This is a genomic window from Arminella tubonensis, assembly GCF_003240585.1.
GTDB lineage: Bacteria > Pseudomonadota > Alphaproteobacteria > Rhizobiales > Rhizobiaceae > Rhizobium > Rhizobium tubonense.
Map to the genome: position 1 here is coordinate 99,309 of NZ_PCDP01000019.1, position 26,085 is coordinate 125,393.

General features: G+C 57.2%; 21 protein-coding genes. 10 read left to right on the forward strand and 11 right to left on the reverse strand.

Annotation, left to right across the window (positions count from 1 at the left end):
* Nucleotides 1-332: 332 nt before the first annotated feature.
* Nucleotides 333-2,513, reverse strand: coding sequence for a catalase/peroxidase HPI (gene katG / locus CPY51_RS06825; protein ID WP_111159532.1), 2,181 nt, complete (start codon nt 2,511-2,513; stop codon nt 333-335).
* A 205-nt stretch (nt 2,514-2,718) separates the two neighbouring features.
* Between katG and CPY51_RS06830 the strand changes: the two genes are divergently transcribed.
* A complete protein-coding gene (locus CPY51_RS06830) occupies nt 2,719-3,633 on the forward strand; it encodes a LysR substrate-binding domain-containing protein (RefSeq protein ID WP_111159533.1) in 915 nt (304 codons plus the stop codon).
* A gap of 260 nt (nt 3,634-3,893) precedes the next feature.
* Here CPY51_RS06830 and CPY51_RS06835 read toward each other — a convergent pair whose 3' ends face one another.
* The gene (locus CPY51_RS06835; RefSeq protein ID WP_111159534.1) at nt 3,894-4,790 is read right to left on the reverse strand and encodes a LysR substrate-binding domain-containing protein; all 897 of its coding nucleotides are present in this window, start codon (nt 4,788-4,790) and stop codon (nt 3,894-3,896) included.
* Nucleotides 4,791-4,929: 139 nt separating this feature from the next.
* Between CPY51_RS06835 and CPY51_RS06840 the strand changes: the two genes are divergently transcribed.
* The 4 genes from CPY51_RS06840 to CPY51_RS06855 all read left to right on the forward strand — a co-directional run bounded on the left by CPY51_RS06840 (nt 4,930) and on the right by CPY51_RS06855 (nt 9,360).
* The gene (locus CPY51_RS06840; protein WP_111159535.1) at nt 4,930-5,793 is read left to right on the forward strand and encodes an urea carboxylase-associated family protein; all 864 of its coding nucleotides are present in this window, start codon (nt 4,930-4,932) and stop codon (nt 5,791-5,793) included.
* Nucleotides 5,794-6,422: 629 nt separating this feature from the next.
* Entirely contained in the window at nt 6,423-7,628 is a 1,206-nt protein-coding gene (locus tag CPY51_RS06845) for a hypothetical protein (protein ID WP_244598499.1), read from the forward strand.
* A 274-nt stretch (nt 7,629-7,902) separates the two neighbouring features.
* On the forward strand, nt 7,903-8,454 hold the full coding sequence (locus CPY51_RS06850; RefSeq protein WP_111159536.1) for a carboxymuconolactone decarboxylase family protein: 552 nt from the start codon (nt 7,903-7,905) through the stop codon (nt 8,452-8,454).
* 60 nt (nt 8,455-8,514) lie between these two features.
* Nucleotides 8,515-9,360, forward strand: a complete 846-nt coding sequence (locus tag CPY51_RS06855; protein ID WP_111159604.1) for a helix-turn-helix domain-containing protein — start codon at nt 8,515-8,517, stop codon at nt 9,358-9,360.
* 103 nt (nt 9,361-9,463) lie between these two features.
* On the opposite strand, the gene CPY51_RS06860 is transcribed toward CPY51_RS06855, so the two are convergent.
* Nucleotides 9,464-10,405: a LysR family transcriptional regulator gene (locus CPY51_RS06860; RefSeq protein ID WP_111159605.1), complete on the reverse strand. Its 942-nt coding sequence runs from the start codon at nt 10,403-10,405 to the stop codon at nt 9,464-9,466.
* A 98-nt stretch (nt 10,406-10,503) separates the two neighbouring features.
* On the opposite strand from CPY51_RS06860, the gene CPY51_RS06865 reads away from it, so the two are divergent.
* Together CPY51_RS06865 and CPY51_RS32740 are read left to right on the forward strand one after the other, a co-directional pair.
* Nucleotides 10,504-11,388, forward strand: coding sequence for an NmrA/HSCARG family protein (locus CPY51_RS06865; RefSeq protein WP_111159537.1), 885 nt, complete (start codon nt 10,504-10,506; stop codon nt 11,386-11,388).
* Between the two features lie 253 nt (nt 11,389-11,641).
* On the forward strand, nt 11,642-11,794 hold the full coding sequence (locus CPY51_RS32740) for a hypothetical protein (RefSeq protein ID WP_195909442.1): 153 nt from the start codon (nt 11,642-11,644) through the stop codon (nt 11,792-11,794).
* Nucleotides 11,795-12,282: 488 nt separating this feature from the next.
* On the opposite strand, the gene CPY51_RS06875 is transcribed toward CPY51_RS32740, so the two are convergent.
* From CPY51_RS06875 to CPY51_RS06885, 3 genes are all read right to left on the reverse strand, one after another.
* Entirely contained in the window at nt 12,283-13,104 is an 822-nt protein-coding gene (locus CPY51_RS06875) for a hypothetical protein (RefSeq protein ID WP_111159539.1), read from the reverse strand.
* Nucleotides 13,105-13,514: 410 nt separating this feature from the next.
* On the reverse strand, nt 13,515-15,443 hold the full coding sequence (locus CPY51_RS06880; RefSeq protein WP_195909443.1) for a diguanylate cyclase: 1,929 nt from the start codon (nt 15,441-15,443) through the stop codon (nt 13,515-13,517).
* Between the two features lie 709 nt (nt 15,444-16,152).
* Nucleotides 16,153-17,121 carry an SDR family NAD(P)-dependent oxidoreductase gene (locus CPY51_RS06885; protein WP_111159541.1) on the reverse strand — a complete coding sequence of 323 codons (969 nt, stop codon included), beginning with the start codon at nt 17,119-17,121 and terminating at the stop codon, nt 16,153-16,155.
* A 139-nt stretch (nt 17,122-17,260) separates the two neighbouring features.
* Between CPY51_RS06885 and CPY51_RS06890 the strand changes: the two genes are divergently transcribed.
* The 3 genes from CPY51_RS06890 to CPY51_RS06900 all read left to right on the forward strand — a co-directional run bounded on the left by CPY51_RS06890 (nt 17,261) and on the right by CPY51_RS06900 (nt 21,433).
* Nucleotides 17,261-17,854 carry a TetR/AcrR family transcriptional regulator gene (locus CPY51_RS06890; protein WP_111159542.1) on the forward strand — a complete coding sequence of 198 codons (594 nt, stop codon included), beginning with the start codon at nt 17,261-17,263 and terminating at the stop codon, nt 17,852-17,854.
* A gap of 475 nt (nt 17,855-18,329) precedes the next feature.
* The gene (locus CPY51_RS32480) at nt 18,330-18,491 is read left to right on the forward strand and encodes a hypothetical protein (RefSeq protein ID WP_154677721.1); all 162 of its coding nucleotides are present in this window, start codon (nt 18,330-18,332) and stop codon (nt 18,489-18,491) included.
* A gap of 593 nt (nt 18,492-19,084) precedes the next feature.
* The gene (locus tag CPY51_RS06900) at nt 19,085-21,433 is read left to right on the forward strand and encodes a methyl-accepting chemotaxis protein (protein ID WP_111159544.1); all 2,349 of its coding nucleotides are present in this window, start codon (nt 19,085-19,087) and stop codon (nt 21,431-21,433) included.
* 278 nt (nt 21,434-21,711) lie between these two features.
* Here the strand turns inward: CPY51_RS06900 and CPY51_RS06905 are convergent, their stop codons facing one another.
* From CPY51_RS06905 to CPY51_RS06925, 5 genes are all read right to left on the reverse strand, one after another.
* On the reverse strand, nt 21,712-21,924 hold the full coding sequence (locus tag CPY51_RS06905; protein WP_111159545.1) for a hypothetical protein: 213 nt from the start codon (nt 21,922-21,924) through the stop codon (nt 21,712-21,714).
* Nucleotides 21,925-22,038: 114 nt separating this feature from the next.
* A complete protein-coding gene (locus tag CPY51_RS06910) occupies nt 22,039-22,755 on the reverse strand; it encodes a TfuA-like protein (protein WP_111159546.1) in 717 nt (238 codons plus the stop codon).
* Nucleotides 22,752-23,936: a YcaO-like family protein gene (locus CPY51_RS06915; RefSeq protein ID WP_111159547.1), complete on the reverse strand. Its 1,185-nt coding sequence runs from the start codon at nt 23,934-23,936 to the stop codon at nt 22,752-22,754. The genes CPY51_RS06910 and CPY51_RS06915 overlap by 4 nt, the downstream gene beginning before the upstream one ends.
* Before the next feature lie 13 nt (nt 23,937-23,949).
* On the reverse strand, nt 23,950-24,168 hold the full coding sequence (locus CPY51_RS06920; protein ID WP_111159548.1) for a hypothetical protein: 219 nt from the start codon (nt 24,166-24,168) through the stop codon (nt 23,950-23,952).
* Between the two features lie 45 nt (nt 24,169-24,213).
* Nucleotides 24,214-26,076, reverse strand: coding sequence for a hypothetical protein (locus CPY51_RS06925; RefSeq protein WP_111159549.1), 1,863 nt, complete (start codon nt 26,074-26,076; stop codon nt 24,214-24,216).
* Nucleotides 26,077-26,085 lie beyond the last annotated feature (9 nt).

Here is a 26,085-nt window from a genome sequence, read left to right on the forward strand (position 1 = left end):
TCCGCCTGAAGACCTTGCGCAGCATGTAGACTTCGCGCTTCCGGTCAGTTGAGCACAGCTGTAATAGTCGGCCCGCGAGACAGGGGATCCATCGAAGGTCTTGAGATCCCATCAGGGGTGAGTAGCGGCCTGCACCGTGGCAGGGTGAGGTCGCTAGAATACTCTTTGGAGGCCAATCCTGCCGAAGACAGCAGACCAAACGCAAGCACAGACCACTCCCCGCAACCCGCAGAGCTTGCTTCATCCAAAACGACGACGTCTGCTGATGAAAATTCCGTGTGATGATCCTTGGACGTAGCCAAAAGGACTACGTCCAAGCGAGCTTTTGCCGATCAGTCGAGATCGAAGCGATCGGCGTTCATCACCCGGGTCCAAGCTGCGACGAAGTCCTTGACGAACTTCTCCTTCGCGTCAAAGGAAGCGTAAACTTCCGAGAGGGCGCGAAGCTGCGAGTGTGAACCGAAGATCAGGTCGACGCGCGTAGCCGTCCACTTGACCTCGTTCGTCTTGCGGTCGCGTCCTTCGTAAATGCCGTCCTTGCCATCAACGGGTGACCACAGCGTGCCCATGTCGAGCAGGTTGACGAAAAAATCGTTCGTCAACGTTTCGGGGCGCGCTGTAAACACGCCATGTTCGGGCTTGCCAACATCCAGCACGCGCAAGCCGCCGACGAGCACGGCCATTTCCGGCCCGGTCAACGTCAGGAGTTGAGCCCGGTCGACGAGGGCCTCTTCCGGCTTCATGAACTGCCGGCCGCCGACATAATTGCGAAAACCGTCGGCCCGCGGCTGCAGCGCCGCGAAAGACGCGGCATCCGTCTGTTCCTGCGACGCATCCATGCGGCCGGGCGTGAATGGCACGGCGATGTCCTGGCCGGCAGCCCTTGCCGCGTTCTCGACGCCTGCGGCACCGGCCAGAACGATCAGGTCGGCCAGCGAGATCTTCTTGCCGCCCGATTGGGCGGCATTGAAATCCGCCTGGATGCCTTCAAGAATGCCCAGAACCTTTGCCAGCTGTGCCGGCTGGTTCACATCCCAGTCCTTCTGCGGCGAAAGTCGGATGCGTGCTCCATTGGCGCCACCGCGCTTGTCGGAGCCGCGGAAGGTCGAGGCGGAAGCCCAGGCGGTGGAGACCAGTTCCTGGACCGAGAGGCCGGTGGTGAGGATCCTGTTCTTCAGGTCGGCAATATCGATGTCGTCGACGAGCGGATGATCGACGAGCGGTATCACATCCTGCCAGATCAGGTCTTCTGCCGGGACTTCCGGGCCGAGGTAGCGAACCTTCGGTCCCATGTCGCGGTGGGTGAGCTTGAACCATGCGCGGGCGAACGCATCGGCGAACTGGTCCGGATTATCGAGGAAGCGGCGCGAGATCTTTTCGTATGCCGGATCGAGGCGGAGCGCCAGGTCGCTGGTCAGCATGGCGGGACGATGCTTCTTCGACCCATCGTAGGCATCCGGGATGGTGGCCTCGGCATTCTTCGCCGTCCACTGATGAGCACCGGCGGGGCTCTTGGTGAGCTCCCACTCGAAATTGAATAGGTTTTCGAAGAAGTGGTTGCTCCATCGAGTAGGCGTCTGTGACCAAGTCACTTCCAGACCGGCGGTGATGGCGTCGGCACCGATGCCGGTACCGTACTTGCTTTTCCAGCCGAGACCCTGATCCTCGATTGCACCACCTTCCGGATCAGCGCCGATCAGCGACGGATCGCCAGCGCCATGGGTCTTGCCGAAAGTATGGCCGCCCGCGATCAGCGCCACGGTCTCTTCATCGTTCATCGCCATGCGGGCGAAGGTTTCACGAATGTCGCGTGCGGAGGCGAGTGGATCGGGATTGCCATTAGGACCCTCCGGATTGACGTAGATGAGCCCCATTTGCACGGCACCGAGCGGCTCGGCCAGCTCGCGTTCGCCGCTGTAGCGCTCGTCGCCCAGCCAAGTGCCCTCCGGACCCCAGAAGAGCTCCTCCGGCTCCCACACATCGGCGCGGCCACCGGCAAAGCCGAAGGTCTTGAAGCCCATTGATTCCAGGGCGACGTTACCTGTCAGGATCATCAGGTCGGCCCAGGAGATCCTGTTTCCGTATTTCTGCTTGATCGGCCAGAGCAACCGGCGGGCCTTGTCGAGATTGGCGTTATCCGGCCAGCTGTTGAGCGGCGCAAAACGCTGCTGGCCGGCGCCGGCGCCGCCGCGGCCGTCGGTGATACGGTATGTGCCGGCGCTGTGCCACGCCATGCGAATGAACAGGCCGCCATAGTGGCCGAAATCTGCCGGCCACCATTCCTGCGAATCCGTCATCAGTGCGTTGAGGTCCTTCTTCAGCGCGTCAAGATCGAGCTTCTTGAACTCCTCAGCATAGTTGAACGCCTTGCCCATGGGATCAGAGCGACCGGATCCATGATGAAGTATCTGGACGTTCAGTTGGTGAGGCCACCAGTCGCCGTTTGATCTGCCGCCTCGGGCCGTATTATGAGCGACGGGACATTTGCCCGCGCTGTCGGTTTGCTGGTCCATAGTCTTCTCCCTGCTAGCTGCTGATGTCGGTTTGAGAAGCGGCATCGCCTCGTAAAAAAATCGGTACGGTTGCGCTATCCAGACCGTTACTCCTACTTGTCGATCGGACGCATATGTCGACGCGCAACCTTCCTGGACTCTTCCTTATCGGAAGAACCCTATAAATTTAAGTTGGATTTACTGATCGTCGCGATAAGGTGAGATTATGACGAACTTCACACTGAAACAACTTCGCTATTTTGAAGCGCTGGCACGAGACGGCCGCTTCCGGCGCGCAGCGGACGCCTGTTCGATATCGCAGCCAGCATTGTCAATGCAGATCAAGGAACTCGAGCAGGAGCTAGGCAGCGAGCTCTTTGAGCGGACCGCGCGCGAAGTGAAATTGACGGCATTCGGACAGATGTTCGCGCTCCGGGTTCGCGACATCCTTCGCGCTGTGGAGGAACTTGGAGATCTGGCACGCGCTTCGCGAGATCCGTTCCTGACACGCCTGCGCATCGGCATCATTCCAACGATTGCGCCCTATCTGCTACCGGCAATCATAAACGATCTAAGCAGGACGTTCGATGGTATCCAGATGCAGGTGCGCGAGACGCAGACATCAAAGTTGATTCAGGAACTGACGCGCGGCGAACTTGACATGGCAATCGTTGCGTTGCCTGTGTCGGAACCCGCCTTCACGGAACTCAAGCTATTTGAGGAGGAGTTTGTCCTCGTCCGACGACGCGAAGACGAAGGCAAGCCGGTCCCTGAACGCGATGCGCTGCGCGAAATGCGATTGCTGCTGCTTGAGGAAGGGCACTGTTTCCGGGAACAAGCTTTGTCATTCTGCAAGATTGGCTCGACGCGCCCTCGCGAAGTCATGGAAGGTAGCTCTCTGTCCACATTGGTCCAGATGGTAAGTGCCGGCATCGGTATAACCTTGATCCCGGAGATGGCGGTGTCAGTGGAAAAGCGCTCAGCACAGGTTTCGATCTCGCGATTTCCGTCTCCCCAACCCTCGCGTACGATCGGAATGATTTGGCGCAATTCAACCCCCCTGATCGCACAGTTCCTGCAGATATCCGAAGTCGTTCGCCGCTCAGCCGAGACCATGCGCGAGCACCATGCTGTCCGATGACCGCCGTTGTAACGATGCAAACCTCAGATCGGCAAGTTTCACCTCATTCCGGGTTGTCGCTCGGCGGTCAATCGTTAGAAATTTATTTCAACGATATCAGATATTTAGCCTCGTACGCAATTTGAGAATTGGCATTTGATAGCAAACGACGCCCGCTTTTACTGAAACTGAGATTGGCTGCGGCGCCCATGATGGCCGAACATCTTAAGATGGGCCTAGAACTTCGAACACTGCGATGCGTGATCGCTTCGGGGTTGCATTTAAGTATCAAACTTGGCCGGGACGGCCGCATTCTCACGATTGACTGCCGAGCAACACCATTCCCGAAGGATGATCGCCGGTCGAGACAAGTTTTTTGCGCCAATAAGCCAATAGGCCTTGTCCATATCCGCCGGGAGATCAAAGAGGGTTACCAGCGAGCCTTGTGCGAGTTCAGTCGCAATCAGCGCTGTGGGACAAAGCGCGACACCCTGACCGCCGATCACCGATCCAATCAGCAAACTGAAATCCGCGAAGGTCAGGCCATCTTGAGGCCTCATGTTGATCCCAGAATTGGCAAACCATCGTTCCCATGCCGCAGTCGTCTCATCATGAAGCAACTCGGTATTGAGAAGGTCGGATGGGGAAGCGAACGGACCATTGCGGGCTAGAAAATCAGGCGAGCACGTCGGGCGCGTTTCCGCGCTGAGAAGCCTTATCGCGTCCATGGCCGGCGAACAACCGTGGCGTATCAGGAGATCAACGCCAGCTGCCTCCGGCGTTTCCGCGTCCAGGGCATAGGTAACGTTAAACAGAATGTCGGGATGGGCCGCCCGAAAGGCTGGCAAACGCGGAATAAGCCATCTTGTCGCCACGGATGCTATGCAAGCAAGACTGACCGGCCTGGCTTCACCCGTGGGTGCAACACGCTGGGCTGCCAAAGCGATATGCCTCAGTCCGTGGGTCACAGCGCTGCCGAATTCTTGCCCCTCCTTGGTCAATGCGACCCCTCGTGGATGGCGGATGAACAGCGCTGTTCCAAGCCAATCCTCCAGGGCCCGAACATGTTGGCTGATGGCCGTCGCCGTCAAATTGAGCTCGGACGCGGCCCTGGCAAAGCTCTGATGGCGAGCGGCCGATTCAAAGGCTCTGACACCGTTAAGGGGCGGAAGTTTCATGCGTCATGCATAAGCCAGGCTTGGCCTTAGAGCAAGAATTACTCTGTTGCCGGGAACCGACGCCGACTGATATCTGATATCTGATAGGGAGGGTGAGATTGCCCGACAGCCCGACAACGCAAATTCAGGAAATCAGAATATGCCGCCAACGACAGATGTTTCGCCGCCGAGCGACGCAGCGCAGCGACGAGCCAAGCCACCTGTTGTCGTCTACCCTGTCGAGACGCTTCGGCTGCGTGACATGGGCATGTTGAATGCTGCCAGGGAGAACATGGCAAGGATTGATGAGATCATTGTTCCTGCCAGAGACGCACGCGCCTTTCGAGTGCCAAAAGGACATTTCTTCCGCGTCATTAGCCTCGAAGGCTCACAGGTCGGCGATCTCAACCTTTGGAATGCCCAGGATCTATCCGAGCAGTTTTTCAGCGGCAAGACCCGAGCCCTTCATGCCACCCACGTGAACGTCGGCGATCGGCTGTGGAGCAGCTTGCCAAATCTCCGGCCGATGGCAACGATAACGCATGACACACTTGCGTGGTATGGTTGGGATGACGACGGCGCTGGTATTCACGATGTGATTGGCACCCGTTGCGATCCCTATACGAACCGACTCCTCAAAGGGGACGACTATCACCATTGCTGCCATTCAAATCTCGCTCGAGCACTTGCCGCGGAAACGGGGATGACCGTTCAGGACGCCGAATCCCATGTTCACGATGTGCTGAATGTGTTTATGTGCACCGGCTTCACGAAAGACACCCATCGGTATTTTATGAAGGCAAGCCCGGTCAGACCTGGCGACTTCATCGAATTCTTCGCGGAAATCGACCTCCTCGCAGCCCTGTCCGCGTGTCCAGGTGGCGACTGTGGCACGGGCCATTCCAGCGATGAGGCGAAGTGCTACCCGCTTCTGGTGCAGATATTCCAGCCCGATGCCGGGTCACTTTCCGATTGGCGATCGCCTGATAAAAGCACCTATTCGCGTGCGCATGGGCTGAGCTAGAGTGCCAACAAGATGGGAACCATTGTCGCGCCCAGTTGTTATCTGCACACGAGACCTCCATTCGGTTTCAGATTCGCCGTCTCCCTCCAAGATCTCGGCGCGACAAAAAGCCCGCTGTCCCCCTGCAGCGGGCTTTTCCGTGGTCTGCACGTCCGCTCTGCGCTCTACGTTGCCTGTCGATAAGGGGCAAAGGTAGTCGGCTGCGGGGAGAAGCGACGCAGAAAACCAGATTTGAGCGTTTCGATATGAAGTGGGAGATCGACGGTTCGTCGACGGTGTTTGATCTATTCACGGGCATGCCAGTCATCCTCGCTGGTGAGGCCGTGCGAGGTCTAGAAAAAGAAATATCTCAACAGTTGCAAGGCCGCCAGCGTTCTCGCTGACGACATATGGTTGCGGTGAGGCGCTGGTTGGGCAACGGCCCTGTCCACTCGATCGCCGTCGAACGGTCGCGGATTGGATCGCCGGAGCCAGTCGGCCGGGGCACTGATCACACCGTCATCCGTTAGGCTCTTGTTCTCCAATCCACACGTCCGGTCAAACCTTCTGCAAAGGTGCGCCGTTTTAAACATATTGTGTCGTTAGTACGGGTTTTTGCACTCGCTCATTCATAAAGGAATTGCCGAGGGATGGCAGCCAAAATTGCAGTAACCCGCATAGTTGGGATTGATGTTGCCCGTTCCTGTGCGATTTTCTTAGCGATGGCAAGCCACGTCTGGGTGGTGAGCAAATCCGCAGCTTTCTTTCAGGGAACCTACGTTGACGCACTAAAATTATTGATGGCGCTCGCAACGCCGACCTTCATCGTGCTCTTCGGTACGATGCTTGAGGTGGTCTACCTGCCCCGCTTTGAAACTGGCAAGCGCAGTATATCAATAGCTCGCCTGTGGTCACGGGCAATTCAATGCTGGTTGCTATACAGTCTCTCTGTCGTCGTTCTGTTTTTCGTCAAGCCAGAATACTCATTCTTTTTTTCTCTATCGACAATTAGCATGCTGGGGGTGACCCCATTTACGGACATTCTGAAGTTTTACGCAATCGCTCTTACTGTGGCTCCTGCCCTCTTGTGGGCTCGCAAAAGCCTGGGCTTAATCCCGCTTCTTATTCTAGCCGTCGCCGTTCACATTCTTCATCCAGTCGTGCGAGGGCTGCCAAGCCCCGTGGACCTTGGTCTTCCAATGGAAATGGATCGGCTTGCGATGTTCCTTTTTGGAATAGGCGGAGCCAAGCTAGGTGGGCCGTCCGTCTTGCACGGCATGACGCTCGTCATCTTTGGAATGGCACTAGGGAATATCTTGGTCGGCGCGGCATCGAGCGCGTCGCCAGGAATTGCCCGGCGTGCTTTGTTTGTGCTTTTTGGCGCCGGACTACCGCTTATCGCAGGCGCTTGGTTCGTTGATATTGAAACGAAAAAAGGCCTTGGCAACATGGCGATGCGGATGGACAGCGATCCTCTCTACTTCACTGCCGGCATTCTCGGGGCTTACGCCATCACAGCCGCCACTGTCCTGATTACAATGCGCCAGCCAGCTTCATCTGCTGCGCTTTGGAAATCGCAAACATTCTTTGGCCGGACAAGCCTCTTCACCTTTGCCTTTGGGAACATGCTGCTCTATTGCGTGCAATTTGAGCCAACCACTCGAATCCAGTCGATGCTACTCGGCGCGCTGCTGATGTCGGCGATTACGGTGCTCAGTTTTTGCTTTGACAGGGTAGCACAGCAGAATGGTCGGATGGCAAACGCGGTTTCCAGTATCCAAAATTGGATCAACCGCCTTGCCACCATCCTGTCAGACCGCGGATCGCAGCTCCGTCGCCAAATGAAAACAAGGTAGCTGCCGCGGCAGGTCAGAAGGCCTGTACTTCAACAGGTCTTCGTTCGGCGGCTTTCAGGTCCGCATGGATTTGAAAGCGGCTCTGACCTCGCGTTGGCGCGATCCATCTGAGCCACTTGGGCAACAGTAGGCCACTTGGCCAACAGCAAACCGCGCCTTGCTGAAGTGATTACCTCCCAGGTAATTGAGATTATACCGATTTTTTCAGATGGTCGGATCAAGCGCGGAGCGGACGACTGCGCGATTTGAGCCCTGATATCTGAAAGGTCATGCAATGCCTCATTTTCCAATCCATACCATTGAGACGGCTCCCGATGCGTCAAAACCGGCTCTGCACGGTCTGAATGATGCCTTCGGCTTCATCCCAAACATCGCAGGTGCCATGTCGACGTCTCCGGTTCTCATCAACTGCCTGGCAGCGCTTTTCCAAAACGTGCATGGAGGCAGTTTTACCGAACCGCAAATCCAGATATTGCTGCTGACCGACGCCGTGACGAATGGCTGCGAATGGGCGGTCGGCTTTCATACGCTTCTGGCAATCCGGCAAGGCATTCCCGCCGCAGATATCGAGGCAATTCGAAGCGGCGCGTTGCCGATGGAGCCGAAGGCTGCCGCCCTTTCGCTGTTCGCCCGGACACTGATCGAAACCCGCGGGCGATTGACGGAAGCAGACAAAGACGCGTTTCTTCAGGCCGGTTTCGGCAAGGACGAACTCCTCGAGGTGATCGCTGTCGTCGCCGCCTCGACGATCACCAATTATACCGGCAGTGTCACCCGTCCAGTTCTTGAGCCGCCGTTTGATGCATACGCGTGGGTGAAGCCCTGATATAGAATGGGTCAGGCCGCCCCTGGCGGCCAGCCCGCCGCTACGGTTTATTCGGACACCATGACCAAAGCTTTTTCGGCCTTGCAGCCCTCCCATCCCACGACAGCCGGCACACAGCTGCGCCATTGGCGAGAAATCCGGGGCAAACCGCAGCTGGAACTCGCCCTGGACACGGGTATCTCGCAGAAGCATGTGAGCTTCGTCGAGACCGGGAGATCGACGCCAAGCCGACAGATGATCATCGACATCGCCGATGCGTTGCAGATTCCCCTACGCGAGCGCAATCCCATCTTTGTCGCGGCAGGATACGCGCCAGTTTACCGCGACGAACCGCTCGATGCACCTTCCATGCAGAGCATTGATCGCGCGATAAAACGCGTGTTGCGCCAGCATGATCCATTTCCTGCGATCGTCATGGATCGCTATTGGAACGTCATCGAGACCAACACGTCGGCCCCAGCCTTCTTTAGTCGGTTCATCGACCTCTCGGTGCGACCGAGGCCACGCAATCTTCTGCACCTCATGTTCGATCCCGAGGGGATGCGGCCCTTCCTGTTGTGCTGGGAGGAAACGGCTCTCAGCCTTCTGTGGCGCGTCCAAAGGGAAGCGATCGGTCAAGTTTCCGATGAACGCACGCAGATGCTCCTGGCAGAGCTCATGGCCTATCCTGATATACCGCAGGACCCGCGTTCCAGCCTGGAGACGCCTGTGCTGCCGATGATCCCGCTAAGGTTTCGGGCGGAACGCTATACCCTCAACCTATTCTCTATGATCACCACGGTCGGCACACCGCAGACTATAGCGGTCGAGGAAATGCGCATCGAAACGATGTTTCCGGCCGACGAAGAGACTGAAGGCTTCTATCTGGACTTCATGAGCAGGAATGACATCGGCAGCGGCAACTGAGCGGCAAGACGCCATTCGGGCTACGATAGCAGAAATGACCGGAACGGACCGAGAATAGTCGCCCGACTTTCATCTATGTGGTAACGGGCTCATAGCCTATTCATCAGCCGGACTGCTCTGGTTCGATACCAACCACGGCCTCATCGCTCTCGCTGATTCCGGCCGCACTCCACCGCTCAACTGCAAGCTCGATGAATGCCTTGACCATGGGCGAAAGGTGTCGGCCGCTCGGGTATACGACGTACAGTCCGCCGACCGCTGTTGTGTAATCGTCGAGAACGCGGCTCAACCGCCTGTCCTTGATAAAAGCCTCGGCGACCTGATGGGGTACTTGGGCGATGCCGTAGCCAGCGATCGCAGCGGCAATGACCGCCTGCATTTCGTTGGCGGCGAAGCGTCCCGACACCGTTACTGTTTCCGAACCATGCGAGCCCTCCAACAACCAGTGCGCATTGGCTGTCGACGGGCCCGGGATGACGCAGTGATGGCGGGTGAGGTCCGCAGGCACGACTGGCACGCCATGACGCGCGAGATAGTTCGGGCTGGCGCACAGAATTCGATGCGTAGAGCCGAGCTTGCGGGCCATGAGCGTGGAGTCTGGAAGGGTTCCCGTGCGGAATGCGAGGTCTATACCGTTCTCGACCAGATTGAGCCTGTCGTCGGTCAGCCGCAACTCGACATTGGTCTTGGGATACGTCGTTAGAAAATCGAAAATCGCGTCGGACAGAAAGTGACCGCCAAAGCCGACTGGAGCCGATATCCGTATTGTGCCGGAAGGCTCTGCTCTCGCTTCCGCCAGCCGTAGATTTGCATCTTCAATTGTCCTTAGCGCCTTGTTGCTCTCCTCGTAGTAGAGACGTCCTGCGTCGGTTACGTTGAGGCTGCGTGTGGTGCGCTGGAGCAGACGGACGCCGACCTCGCGCTCAAGCGCGGCAATGCGGCGGCTAACCGTCGTCTTGGGCATGCCCAGCAGACGCGCAGCAGCGGTGAAGCTACCGGCCTCGATAACGCGAGCGAACACCATAATGTCGTTGAGATCGAGCATTGTATCCACCATTGGGACGATGTTTCCCAACTATAGACTATTATGGTTTAATGCGACATGTCTTAGCTTTGCTCCATTGGAAACGAAGGAGCACGCACATGACAACCAAACGAAACGTTCTGGTTACCGGCGCTACTGGTCAGCAAGGTGGCGCGGTTGCGCACGCGCTGCTATCGAGAGGACATCGCGTCAAAGCACTGACTCGCAAGCCCGACAGCGATGCCGCACGGCGACTGGCGTCGGCAGGCGCTGAGATCGTGGTCGGCGATCTCGGCGACGCGACATCCGTTCTGAAGGCTGCAAATGGCGTCGAGACGATGTTTCTGATGGGCAACAGCTACGAGGCCGGGGTGGAGGAGGAAACCCACCAGGGGATTCTTGTCGCCGACGCTGCGAAGGCTGCCGGCGTCGGGCATTTGATCTATTCATCCGTCGCCGATGCCGACAAGAAGACAGGTATCCCGCATTTTGAAAGCAAGTATCTGGTCGAGAACCATGTCGCCGGGCTCGGCATCCCCTATACAATCAGTGCGCCGGTCGCCTTCATGGAGAATATCGTCGCGCCGTGGTCGATCGGCGCGCTGCGCCAGGGCACGCATGCTTTCGCGATGCCTCCCAAACGCGTCCTCCAGCTGGTAGCCTTGGCAGACATTGGGGCTTTCGTTGCCGCCTTGGTCGAGCGGCGCGAGCTGGTATTCGGCAAGCGTTTCGATTTCGCCGGGGATGAGTTATCCGGCGAGGAGCAGACGAAAATCCTCTCGCAAGCCATCGGCCGCACGATCACCTATCAGGAGATCCCGATCGCCGCGGCTCGGGAGCAAAGTGAGGATGTGGCACTGATGTTCGAATGGTTCGATCGTGTCGGCTACGACGTCGATATCGCCGCCTTGCACAGGGATTTTCAGGAAGTCCACTGGCACCGTTTCGCCGACTGGGCACGCGAATTTGACTGGGGCGCCCTTGATCCGACGCCTTCTACCTGAGTTCCCAGAGCATCTCGGACGATAGACCGGGCGGAAGCGGATCAACGGCAGCCAGTAGACTCGGGTCCGCTTCCCATCCCATTGCTGCCGTTCGATCTCACGCCGGCGAGAGTCCGCTCCGGGCCAGCGCGCAACCTTGCGCCATGTCTTTCGCTAAACGAGCAGATCAGCGATACTACAGTCCAGTAGCGACATAGCCACCTGAACAATCTATAGACTAAATTCCGATCTCGATTTGTTGTTGTGGATGAGCATGGACGATAACGTCATCAAATTTCGAAAGCCAAAGAAGCCCACTGCGACACCGAAGCCTGCGACCGCTCGTCGGAAGCTGCTCATCATCGGCGTCATGATCCTCGTCTTCATTGTCGCTTACAAGTTCTTCGCTGTGACGCCGCGAGGCTAGTGAGACCAGCTGTGGACACTGACCTGCCAGTAGCCGCCTTGATGGATGGGAACCGCCGGTCAACTTGTAAAATCGTATGCTTACGGTCCCGCAACCGTGGGCCGCTCGCCAATGGATGGCCCGCACAGGACCAGAGGCTTAGATGGTCGCGTTGAAGGTATCCGCGTCGCCGACCTATGGACTTGTTGGGCTCTTCACTCGGTTGCAGACAAGGGATCGGTGCCTTCGCTATCTCCGAAGAGATTGAAGCTGAAAATTTTCGGCACATTGAAAGATGCGCTGCCCTGATTGCTGAGATCGACGCGATACTGGCCATATATCACAGGCTTTTCGGCATGGAAGTATTCGAAGACAACCGGTTTACGCCGCGTGCCGATCGCCTCGTCACCCGAGCATCAGCGGTCGAATCTGGCTAGACTTGTGAAATACTTCTGTTCGAGCAACATCAAGTGGCTCATCTCGCCAATGGCTTTGGTTCGCTGCGCTCGCTACTGATCCGCCTGACATTCTCCTGCTATGTCAGCCCCCGAGGTACTCACGACCAAATCGTTGTTATTTGCACTGTTGACAAATTTTTCCGTGTATTTGTCTGCATAACATGCACAAAAGTTGGGGTTACCCGCGGAATAGCTGGTGCTTGAGCTGTCCCCGCCGTAAATGGCAATGCATCTGTTCTTCGCTTGAGCGTTAACCGATTCTGGAAACACACAGGTAAATTGAATGAATGTTTCAATAGCTTGGGTAGACCAATCTGGCTTTTGCAGACGGACGTTCAAATATTGATCCGACAGGCATTGGATGTCGCGAACGACTGCGTACTCTCCGAGCGACTCTTCTTGTTTTCGATAATTCTCGACCTCCAAGTCGATTGAGCTTCGATTGCCGGCGCTTAGCGATTTATATGCTTGGCTTGCGCGAGGGTTGTCGCCTTCTTTAAGAAGGCTGGGTTTTGTCGCCACCGTGCCGCCGTCGATAGTGGCGGACCAGTTAAAAATGCCACCACCACAGCTGGCAGTTCCAGATACAGCGATGGGAGAACTTTGCTTTATGCCTAGAGAGCACACGGCATCGCCTTGTATGAGAAATTGCCGCCGACTGCCGAACACGCGCGCTGATCGTTTCACATCGTCAGCGTCGATGACTTGCGCCAATCCCTGGATGGACTGGTCGTTGCTTCGCTCCAGTGTCAACTCAGCGCTTTTTATCTGACCGCCTTCACCTTTTAAATGCCAGGTTTCGGCAAAGCACGTGGTTGAAAGTCCATCCAATAATGCAAAGCCCAGGATCGTCGCGACTGTCATTGGCGGCATGTCAATCTCACTTCTGAGTTGATTGAACCAAATATCGAGTGCCGCGAGATAGTATACATTCGATATTTACGGTCAATAACCAAGATGCTGTACTTCGATATTACCAAATATGATTACGGTTCAGCCCTTCAAATCCTAATATTCCGCGATATTACTTTGATATTTCGCCATAAATATCGAATGCCGACTCCGACCGGACGACACAATTTCCGGGTTACCTCATCTGGACATCTATCTCTGAGCGGAGGCGCGCATGACGTAAGCGCCGTCCTGGCTTTCTTACCCGCTTACGCCATGTCGTCAGGACCGGATTCGGACGCATGACCTGCATAGGCCGGTACTTGTCTCCAACCATTCGAAAGCGATCGATGGACCGAGGCCGCTTCCCGGCAGTTCTGCCCGTCTCCTAATCAGCTGGCGTATTTCTCTGCGACCGCCGCTCCATCCGACACAGCAACCTGATCGCGGCCGTTTCGTTTTGCAGAATAGAGCGCTTGGTCGGCCTCTTTCAAGAAGCGCGATGCGGTGATTTCCGGCGCGTGGCTATTCCTCGTTGACACCCCAATACTTACAGTCACGTGACCGAACTCGCTTGCAGAATGAGGCAGGTGCAGCGCATTCAAGCGATTTCGAAACGCGCGCGCGACCTCGAGCGCGACGGCCTCGTCGCTTCCAGGCAGAAGTACCACGAATTCTTCGCCGCCGAACCGGGCGACGATATCGGTGTCGGGCCTTACGACATCCCGAAGGCAATCGCTGACAGTCTTCAGGCACTGGTCCCCCGCGAGGTGGCCATAGGTGTCATTGTAGAGCTTGAAGCGATCGATATCGATCATCATCACGCTTAGCGATGTCCGGTTTGTGATGCTATACGCTAATTCGGTAGCAATCGCCTCATCGAGCGCGCGCCGATTGACCGTCCCCGTCAGACCATCGGTCTCCGCCAGATACTTCATCTGATCGGCGACCATCCTGAGAGACTGTTCCGCCTGCTTCATGATCGTAACGTCCGAGGCGACAACAATCGCCATTCCGTCGGCGGTTAGTCGCGTTCGAAGGCTAAGCCACCGCCCATCATGGAGATCGATCTCCTCGTCTTTGTCCCTATGGAGATGCGCCGCAGCATTGTCGATCCACTCGTCTGTCGAATGCGTCGGCAGCCCTCGGCGCTCATTCGTCTCCACGACCTTTCGAAGAATATCCTTGATGTTTGATCCGGCTACCCGGAGCCCTCCTGACAGTGGAAAGAGGTTGGAATACTGGATGTTGCAGAACACCAGCGTCCCCTTTTGGTCAAACATCGCAAAGCCATCCGACATCCCTGCCATGGCGTGAGACAGCATGTTCCGGTTCTCTCGCAGCTCCTGCTCGACCCGCCGTTCCGCTGTGATGTCACGCGTGACGCCGGCCATCCCGATAACCGAACCCTGTCGATCGCGCAAAGGAACTTTTGTTGCCGAATACCATCGCTCGTCTTCGCCTTCCTGCAGAAACTCGACCTTGTCGATCTGAGTTTCGCCGCTGTGCATCAGCTCTTGTTCTTCAAAATAGAGTGTCTCGGCCCGCCGTTTGGAGGTGAGGTTGAAGTCCGTCATACCAACCATCTTTGCTGGAGAGGTGAAATGGTTGTGTGTCGCCATGTTTTTATTGACGATGACGAATTCGCTTTCACGATTCTTGACGTAGTGAAAATCGGGCATTTGCGTAAGGGCAGCGGTTAAGAGATCGCGTTCGAATGCGATGCGGCGGAACTGCAGAAGAACCAGTGCGGCTATCACGATTGAGAGTGAATTCAAGAGAACGGCGGGGAGCACGACATTTCTAAACGTGGCTGCGTCCCCCCGGCCCGAAACCGCGATGATAGTGACGAGCAGTGCAATGCCAACCGTGATCGAGAGCGCCAGGATGTCAATCAGCTTGATCACGCGACCCCGAACGACGGCATAGCCCCCCATGCCAATGGTCGCAACAATCACCATGCTTACCACACCGACGAAGACGCCGGTGCCACCCTGGAGCAACCTGTAAGCGATCGCGATGGCGCCCGTCGCAAGAACCGAAGCCGGTCCGCCGAATATTGCGGAGATCGCAATCAGCGAGAAACGAAGATCGAGAAATGCTCCTGGCCTGACGGGAACTGAAAGTATCATCGACACGATGGCGCCAATCCCCATGACCAAACCGAACATCAGTCTGGTTTGAAGATCGGAATACTCTCGAAGCCGATGGTACAGGTGGGCCCAGATCGAGATCACCAGCGCAACCGTGCCAAGATTGCCGATCAATATTTGCCAGGTCGCGCTCATCGTCACCAGATTAAAGTTATGGGAATATTCCACTCTCCTTTTATGCTCTTTTCCTTTCGACCTGCTTAACCCAGCTTCAGACGTTGACCGGCAATCCGATCGATTTGCCAACCGACAATGAAAGCAGACCTTCATGAAGATGCCGGACCAGAGTAGGAGACACCGGAAACCATCAAATGCCCGGTGCGGTTCGATCCAGCGCCGGCGGACCCGCTTTTGGGATAGATGACGCCAGGCGTCAAAGCAGGGCTCCACGCCCCGGTTTCCGATGTCACGCAGAAGGTCAAGGGCGCTGCCGTGCTGGTCACCGAGCACCCGCAGCCATGCCGGGACCGGCGACCCAGCAAGGGGCTTTAAAGTGCACTCAAGTGGCTGGCCGCCGATGTGCCCGGTTAGGCTGTCGATGGTATCCGACTTGGACAGTAGAAGATTCATGCTGACAAAAGATTCGACGATGGAACGGTAAATGCCGCCCCATGGTGATAGCATTCCTGCTGAGACCTCATGCGACCTTCGAAGCACAGATCGGAAACATACTTCCGTGATGCGCAAGCGGGGAGATATATTATGGAACTTATCTGCTCGTAGCATCGGTAGAACGCGCCGCAAATGGCAACTTGCGCAACTCAAAGACGCCAAGGTCTTTTCAGAAGTTACGGCAAGAGTTTGAATCAGCTCAGCGACCGTTGGCTCGTCTGCGGTGCCTTTCCGGCTCCGCAGACGAGCTCGATGACAATAGCGATCAGAAGCGCTCGCCGATCATCTCTTCGCTTTTGGCCCAGAGCGCTTTGGCGTGTTCGGGCTCGAGCGCGTAGGCGCGAACGCCCTCGCTGACCGGGCTGATAGTGCCATCCACCAATGTAGCAACGTGGCAGTTCTCACAATATCGGCCGGCGACTTCGTCGGCGGCGGCAACCACACCCGCCCAAACCGAAGTGGCGGCACCCTGCGGAATGGTCTTCAATTGATATGGCGGCTTGCCCTCGGCGGCGAGATCGGAATTGATCTTCTCGACCATCGCCTCGAGTGTTCCATCATCAAGATGGCGTACAAGTTCGGTGCGGATGCCCCCTGGATGTACCGCCGTGGCTCGCACGCCGTGAGCCCTATGTCGCCGGTCGAATTCGACGGCGAACAAGATGTTGGCGGTCTTCGACCGGCCATAGGCAATCCATGGGTCGTAGGGGGTTTGCTCAAAGTTCGGGTCATCGAGATCGACATCGGCGAAGCGATGACCTGAAGAAGCGACGTTGACCAGCCGCCCGCCTGATGCGATCAATGATGCAATGCGATTGACAAAAGCGAAGTGCCCCAGATGGTTGGTTCCAAATTGTGTTTCGAAACCATCGGCCGTGTGACCGAAGGGGGCGGCCATAACGCCTGCATTGGCAATGACAAGATCGAATGGACGCTTGTCCGCCAGCAGCGCGTCGGCGCAGGCGCGAACGCTTCCAAGTGAAGCCAAGTCGAGCTGAACCAACTCCAGACGGCCGCCGTTCGCAGCCTGCGCACGGACCGATGCAGTAGCGGCCTCCGCCTTGGCTAAATCGCGGGCCGCACCGACGACCTCCGCCCCATGCGCGGCGAGCGCGCGTGCCGTCTCAACGCCGAGGCCGGCCGAGACGCCGGTGACGAGCACGCGCTTGCCGCGCAGATTGACCCCAGTCAGGACGTCGTCCGTGGTGGAATTTGCTCCAAAAAGTCCCGTCATGAAAAGTCTCCTTGTGCTGTCGAAGCAATGACACCAGTGCGATGAACCCATTGTCCACCGGACGCGAATAGAATAAAAGGAGGGTGCCTCCGGATTAGATACGGAGGAAGCCTCCGTTTATCAATGGGTAATTTGTCGTTTGACGAAAAAAGATGTGCCGCCCCCTGCCCGTAAACCGCGCGCCGACGCTGAACGTAACCGGCTCCGCCTTCTCGATACTGCAAAGGCTGCCTTCGCCGAGAAAGGCACAGATGTAAGCCTGGAAGAAATTGCGCAAACGGCTGCGGTCGGGATCGGGACCCTCTACCGTCACTTCCCAAATCGCGACGCGCTGATCGAGGCCGTCTACCGCAACGAAACAGAACAGCTCGCCCGGGCCGCCAAGCAACTGGCCGAAACGCATCCACCTGTCGAGGCGCTGCGGGAATGGATGTTCTTGTTCATCGACTATATCGCCACGAAACATGGGATGTACGCCGCGCTCAACTCGCTTGTCGGCGGCACGTCCGCTCTTTATGCGAAATCGGGTACGCAGATAAGCGAAGCAATCGAGCTGCTGACCTCGCGGGCCGTGGTAAACCACGATATTCAGTTGGATATCGACCCTCTCAACCTGCTGCGCGCGGTTGCTGGTGTTGCGAACGTCAGCCCGGGTCCACATTGGAAGTTGGCGGCCACACGACTTGTAGACATCATGATTGCGGGGCTGAGAAAGGACCGTAGATCGGAATGATCGACATTCCAGACAAGCTCCCGTCCAAAAAGGTGATAGCGGAAGTATCGGGAGCGCCGACATGGCCTCGTCATTCTCGACAGGAATGCGCCGGCCGTGGGTCAAGCTCGATCGTCACAACGCTCTCCTTATACCACGTCGCGGCGGTGATTTCGTCTCCACAGGATCCGGCGCTAGCAACGCGCCGCCAGGTTCGAAACCGCCGGATTTATCCGAGTGCGCAGCATGCTCCTATCCGATGGCTTAGGAGCATAAGGGCGCTAGGTATTTCCCGCGCGCGAACAAGATCAGGAGTTTGAAAACCTTCGGAGAACCTGTTGTAAATTGCGGTATCTCGCTTCAACTACCGCGCGATGGAGCCGTAGCTGACTGGCACTCCCAATCATCGCAGCAAACGTGCAATGGGGCGGCGAGCAACCAATCAGGCATATAAACATTATCCATGACGACAACTGAAACCAATCAGGACTGCGACATGGGAAAAATTTTGAGCGAGTTCTTGACCAAGCGGGCCGAAATCATCGCGAAAATGCAAACTGGCGGATGGGACGAGACGTCACTGTCGGCGCTTGCCACTGTTCAGAACGCAATTGCGGCTGTCCAGGCTGAGATCGCTCGAAGCAACAGTGGCGAGTAATTTCCAACGTGTGGCGGCGTTATAATATCTCGTGCGCGAACGACATTCAGTCGGGTCAGGTGTGCCCTTTGACGACAGAGTATGGGAGACACTGAGATCCCGCTGGCCGGTCGCCACAAATAGCGGAGGTACCCGCAAGATATGCAAGTATCGCCGCCGGCCAAACGATCCCGCCCCAGGGAAGCCGTATCGAAAGCGGCCGGTCGGTTAGCCGTTTGGATCCGGCTTTCGCCGGCGACATGCAGTTGCGGCGACTGCCACCCCAAATGGCTGATAAGGTCTCGTCGGATGGGTCGTACGAGCTGTAGCGCGTCGAGCACCAGGCGTCTCGGTCCAGCGATGAGTTGTCTGCGAATTCGTCGCGAAAATTGACCGCGTTCGCGCTCACATTCCTAATTTCGTTAATGCTGTTTCAATAAAACCATCGCTATCCTCCGACACAATTGGACTGGCCATGATGAGCCTGTGAACGAGCAAAAACTCGGCGGCCAGCGGATTGCTTCTGTAGCACTGACGCGAGCGGTTCCAGCACATTCGGCAGTCGGGATGCGAACCAGCAGCCAGACGCCGGCAGCAACACAAGTGGGGCGACTATGACTTTATCTATCCGCAATATTCTGGTTGGAATATGCCTTCTTCTGAGTGCGGCAATCTGCGTGCTCACTGCATCATCCGCTATGGAGGCTTACAATAAAGAGCGGGTCTTCAGCGACGTATCGAAGCTTACCGCTCTCGATCGAGCGCTCTTCCAGACGCTTGCGACCTTTCGCAACGAGCGTGGCGACGGTTCGTCCGCTGCCAAAATGGAAACAGACGCCCTCACCGGGACTCTGGCTTCGCTGACAAAGGATCGCGGATTGGTGGACAACGCCATGGCCGAAGCCAAGGCGATTTACGCTGGCATCAATGACGACGCGATCAAGGCGCCGATCGCCGACGTCATGAACACGTTCGACCAAGTGCTGTCATTCCGCTCAAAGCTTGATGGTGAGCTCACCAAAAAGCTGGCAGACCGTGATCCCGGCCTGCAGGACAACACCCTAAACCTCGGACAGCAGCTGCTGACGGCGCTGGAAAACGGCTCGACAGCCACCGAAGCCCGGATTCGCGAGAGCGATCCGTCGATGACGGCAATGATCCAGATCCGCTCGCTGGCATGGTCCACGCGGGCACTTGCAGGAGCAGCCAACCTCCAGCTCAACATCACGCTCGGCGCAGGCGCGACGATGACGGCCGAAGAGTTCCGCAGGATTCAGCTCAACGATTACACCGTGACCTTCGCCTGGAAACAGGTCGGCATCCTCGTCAACCATCCGGACACGCTTCAAATTGTGAAGGACGCCTACCGGGCGGCAGAGGCCGGCTATTTCGGCGGCGATTTTGCTCCGAAGCGCGCTGCACTTCTCGAAACATTCGCTGCCGGCAAGAAAGCGCCGATGTCTCTCGACGCCTGGCGGCCAATGGGCAATGACGCCCTCCTCTTCATCACCAATACGGCTGCAGCTGCCGCAGATGGCATGGTCGCCGCTGCCGCTGCCAGACAGTCCCAGGCCTTCACCGATTTCGTTATCTATGCACTCACCTTCCTTGTCGCTGCTATCGTCAGCGTCGTCGGCATCTGCGTCATTGTCTTCCGCGTCACCAAGCCGATCGGCGTCATCACTCAATCCATGGCAGCCTTGGCGCACGGCGATCTAAAGATCGCGGTCGCCGGTGTGGATCGTCGCGACGAAATCGGCGAGATGGCGCGCTCGGTCGAGGTCTTCCAGCAGGCCGCGATCAGCAACAAGGCGCTCGAAGAGCAAGCGGCCGAGGCAAGGGTCTCCTCGGAGCGCGAACGCATCGACGTCCAGCGCCGCGCCGAAGCCGAAGCCGAAGAACGCCTGATGCAGGCCACCGGCGCGCTGGCCGCAGGACTGCGCCGTCTCGCAGCCGGTGACCTTGTCTGTGAAATTGACGTGGCTCTCGCGCCGCAGTTCGAGTCACTCCGCCACGACTTCAACCTATCGGTCAGCCAGCTTCGCGATGCCATACGTGGCGTCGGCCAGACTGCGTCGCTGGTCAATAGCGGCAGCTATGAGATCTCGCAGGCCTCCGACAATCTCTCCAAGCGGACTGAACAGCAGGCCGCTTCGCTCGAGGAAACCGCCGCCGCACTCGAGGAAGTCACCGCCAACGTCCAGTCGACCTCCAAGCGCGCCGGCGATGCACGCGATCTGGTGCGCGGTGCCCGGTCTCGTGCCGAGAACTCCAGCCAGGTCGTCAACAATGCGGTCAGCGCCATGGGCAAGATCGAGCACGCGTCCCGGCAGATCAGCCAGATCATCGGCGTCATTGACGAGATCGCCTTCCAGACCAACCTGCTCGCATTGAATGCCGGCGTCGAAGCCGCCCGCGCCGGTGACGCCGGCAAGGGGTTTGCGGTCGTCGCCCAGGAAGTGCGGGAGTTGGCGCAGCGCTCGGCCAATGCCGCCAAGGAAATCAAGAGCCTGATCGGCAATTCGGAAGTCGCCGTCAGCGAAGGCGTCCGCCTCGTCAACGACACCGGCGAAGGCCTATCCGCCATCGCCGAACTTGTGCAGCAGATCAACCAGCACATGGACGCTATCGCCACAGCTGCCCAGGAGCAGTCCATGGGTCTGTCCGAGATCAACAGCGCCGTCAACCATATGGACCAGGCGACACAGCAGAACGCGGCCATGGTCGAACAGATGAATGCAGCCGGCGCAGGGCTTGCGCAGGAAAGCAGCCGATTGGGTCAACTGCTCAGCTCCTTCCAGACCGGCAACGGCAGCGCACCGGCCGCGAGTAACCGTACCCCGGCTCCGTCCCGAACCGTAACCCCCGCCCCGGTCCGGGCGTCAGCGTCGGTCTCGCGTCCCCCGGCCGCACGGGGCAATGCAGCGCTCAACAAGCTGCAGCAGGAATGGACCGAATTCTGATCGCAGCCAGCGAAGTTATCACTCCAGGCAGCAATGCCCGGGGTGATTCATGTCAGGACCCTGGTATTTCCTCGCCACTCAGGCATGGGCTGAGTATGATTTTTGACGGCCATTCAACCACGCCGACCTTAGCTTAACTAAGGTAAGTACGCCTAAATTGGCCAGTTGACCGCCCGGAGGAAACGAACCGGAGATCCTTCGATAGACGGCAACATCGCGCAAATTTCGTCGTGAACATTGCGGCGTGCGCAAATTCAGGTTGCCGCGGCCGGATTATATTAGTTGAATATGATTTGTTTTCTGATCGGAGGTAACATCGCGGCGTCTAGTTCATATACAAGTGTACCAAGTGCGATATCCAGCTTGTTCCGCGCATCTTCTGCGCCGAGGTCACCAGCAACCTCGCGTGCATAGGTGACGAGGCGGGCCAACGCCGCCAGTTGCTTGTCCCGCTCCTCTGAGGTAGTCGCAATGTCGACATCAGCTTTCATCGTGCTACTCCATCCCAAATACCATCAAGGTCTTATGATAGTGGGACTTTTGGCAAAGTGCGCGTGACTTGAACGTGACGCATCTTTGAGACGAGCAAACCATAAGGACTTCGCTCACAGGGAATTGGTGCCTAGAGCGCTCCACATGCTGGTAGCGTGGAATTCCCAAGTCAGCTGTACAGTGGAGCGTTCCGACGGTGCCGCAGCCAAGCGATCGAGAAGCAGACGAGCGTCGGATGCTTTGGCGTTGACGGTCGATGAGCGCAACATTTGGAGCAGATGGACCCGTTCGGTTGAGGGGGTCAGGTCTGCTTGTTCAACGATGCCGGCCCATGTGCGATCCTTATAGAAGATTCGCCCCGCAGCTTCAGCCAAAGCGGCGACCTCATGGGCCGAAAGCCTATCCCGCGCCGAAAGCCAATCCAGGGTCGCCGTGACATTGACGATGGGAATTGTCAATGGAATCCAGTCAAGCTCGGGCGGTCCGTGCAAGAGAGCGACGTCCGCGTCGTCGAACAGGCGCCCGCTGACGTAGCCCTCGTAGATCTCTCCAACTCCCACCATTCCAAAGGCGGCACATTCGGCAGCACGAAGAGCGCCCATACTTGCTGCACCTAACACTTGAACGCCCATAGACAGAGCGAAGAGAATTTCCTTATGCCAGACCGGCGCGACCGACTCGAAATTGCCGTCGATCAGACCAATAGCGCAAGCACCTGATTTCACAGCGGCCAGAATGTCTCCTTGTATCGCGGGTGGCCGAATCTCTATGTCGGCCCGAGCGACGGCTGCAGCGTCTGGCAAGCTTGGACCGACGAAGACGCGCTTCATGCAAGCTCCAGGCTGCGCGTCAAAGCGCGTTGCCCGAACCGATGCTTCCGCAGGCCATCCGGATTTTCGAGATCGGGGACCAACATCTTCACGACGGAGAACGGGACATCGTCGCCAGCGAGAGGAACAGAAATTGCCGACCGGATTCCACAGGCAGCAAGTCTATCGCTTACAAAAGCCAGCAGTTGCAGCAAGCCTTGGAATCTTGGACCGGTCCGCAACTGAGCATCATGTGCGGAGGCCTTGAACAGGGCGAGCGTCTCAGGTGGAAGCGGCCGTGTGTACGTCTGATGAAAGACATCATCGCGTGCGCCGCTAATATAGGTTAGCCTGGATTGTGCGGCTTCTGTGATGGCCCTTATCACCGCCCGACACGGGTCTGGATGCGTACCGTGTCCGACCGTGGCATCGTGAAACCGCGGTGTCGGGCGCTCGAGGATATCGCGCGCCGCAAGGAATGTCGAATAGCTCGGAATGCCAATATCGCTGGTAATGTCGAAGAGCTTCAATTGAAGCCCCGCCTCCTCGATCTTCGTTGTCAAATTGTCGATGACGGGATCCGAGAATGACCAGGCATTGACGCATAGCCGCTCTCTGATGCCCGCCGGCGCAACGCTCCATAAGACATAGGCATCACGCTCGATACGCTCGAGCAATCCGTGGAGAATTGCCTCAGTTTCGGTATTGCCGGAGGCGAGCCCATCCGATGACTGCCAATAGCGGCTGTTTAAGCGCGTTCGGTCCAAGACGACCGCGTCAAATGGGACCCAGACGGGCCTATTGTTGAGAATGTCAAAGCCTCTGACCCAGTCGAGGTTCACGTCGTCAGTGAGATCCTTTTTCCCACTGCCGAGAAGGCAGGCGAGCGTTTGTGAACGTTCGCCGGCGTCCGCAAGTTCACGTCGCGAAGACGATCGTCGGGCGATCGTCGACGAACACGCAAGCGAACGCTCCAACGCCTCCATGGCGGCGGAAACCTTGGCGTCAATGTCCGTGATACCCTTGCCTTGGTTGATCACGATCGAGCGGGCGTTCGGTGAAACCGCATTCCAAACAGGAATGCCGATCCGATCCAGTCCGGTCAGACGGCCTAGGCGGGTGACGCCCGCCGGAGCAAGATAGGGCTCAATCCGCCGGAATGTCTCCTCGGCAGGACAGGCACGATCGGAATAGTCGTCCACTGAACTCTACCGATCAGCCGTCCATGAAACCGCCGGAAACGGATGCGGTCGACTGTGCTGTCACGGCGAGGTTCACACCTTTCGTGATGACTACGCCGGAAGCCCGAAGTTGGTCGGCGGAAGCAAGCGCCCCCTTCGTTGGAGCAGGGATCTTCGCGATCGTGCCGGCGTCAAGATCGGCGAGATAAAGACCATCTTCTCCAGCGACACCAATAACCAGAACCTTAGCCATAATTAATACGTTCCTCTGTTTGCGATTTGCAGGGTGGCTGCCTTGCTAGCGAAAGCCCGCCTTCCGCAGCCCCTCGACATAATGTTTTTTCTGCCAGTCGTCCTTGAACGGCACGATGGCCATCCATTTCTCGAGGTCAAATCCTGGATGAACTTCAAAGGTCCGGGAGATGAATTGCTTGGCCTTTCGAGCGTTGCCCAGCATGCCCCAACTCGCCGCAGCCAAGCGATCTGCCGGTAGCTTATCTTTCATTTGATTAATGTAGCCAAGCGCCTGCTCGTATTCGCCGAGCGAATAACTGGCTCCGGCCGCGGTCCAAAAATATTCGTCAGGCGCCAATGGATTGAGATCGAGTGCCAGTTTGATTTTCTCGAGACCCTCTCCGGGGCGGGACGCCTGCACGAGCGTATCGGCATGGCTGGCGATGACATTGGCATAGTTCGGGCTGAGACTTTCAGCCTGTTGCAGGAATTCGATACTTTCGTCGTATCGCCGCTGATAAAGCTTGACGACGCCAAGCTCCCGATAGCCTGCCGCCAAGGACGTATTGGCTGTAATCGCATCCTTTGCAAACCGCTCTGCCGTCGTCAGCAGTTCTCCGTCTCCGCGCGCGGTCAAAAGCCATTCGAAGAAAAAGCTGCGGGCGACGCCACTGAGGGCCGGTGCAAATTGTCCATCTGCTCGCAACGCTTCGCGAAAGTGTCTCCGAGCTCGCCGTACCTGTGGAAGATCGAGGCTGTTGAGTGTCTGCTGGCCGAGCAGGAAATTCCTGTAGGCAGCACCATTTTCTTCGAAAAAGATGCGTTGGAATTCGTTGCCGGTGATCTGGTCTGAAATAGCAGACGCGATCTTGACCGCGAGTTCTCGGCGTGAACCCGTCAGCGAGGCATCTGCAATATCGAAGCGTTCTGCCCAAATGATCTCGTCGCTTCCAAAGAAGATGAGCTGTGCAAACAATGAGCATCCGCTGCCTTCCTCCATGAGGCGCGTATCAAGAACATAGCTGATCGAGTAACGCTCGTATGTGAGCGGCTTGTCAGTTCGCTGACTGATCTGCGCAGCCGTGTAAGGTGCAAGGACGGAAACCGAGCGAAATGCACACAGTCCAATCGTTACGTCCTCGACCAACGCGGTCGCGTAGATAGCCGCAGGGTGCTTAGAGGCGGCCGGCGGCAACAACACGATTCGCGGCGACCGTTTGGTGACCTGCTCGATCGACGCTCCTGCCGCTTGGGGGGATAGTGTCGAAAGGGCTGCTGCGGGAACTCTTTTTGGACCGTCTGCTGCCATTCCGCTTTGGGTGACGCCAAGATCGCCATAGACTTTTGTGAGAGCCGTCCGGACGGCTTCATCGGCGGGATACCGATCGAGAATCTTCAACGCAGCCGATTTGAAAGTCGTCATGTGGGCTGGCTCATCCAGATCACTCACCTTCAGCAAAGCGTGGCGCAATAACAACAGGTGCTCTTCGCGCTGATGCTCGATCCAGTTCGTCAGACCCTCGCTCTCAAACGCAACCTCGACGAGGAAGTCGCTTTCCAACGTGCCTGCGACCTGAAGAAAATACTCGAGCGGTGCAATCTTGTCGGTTGGCAGCAGATTGTCCACATCGGAAGCATAACTGTTCGCCGAGACACTGATGGTGTCTCTGGAGAACTGTAAAATTGATATACCGAGTTCCGTCTGTTTCGCCAAAATACGAGCGACGGCTTTTCGCAGACTGGCGTAGGCTCTTGCCTGATCAACATCTCCCCAGAACAAACGTGCGATCTCGGCTCGGGATTTCTGTTCCCAACGATTGGTGCGGGCATGGCAGAGAATTAGGAGCGCTTTATCCGGAAAGGCCACAGCCTGCCCCAGCTCATCGAAAAGCTTTAACTGTCCGAAAGTTACCAATTTATATGTCATTAGCCATTC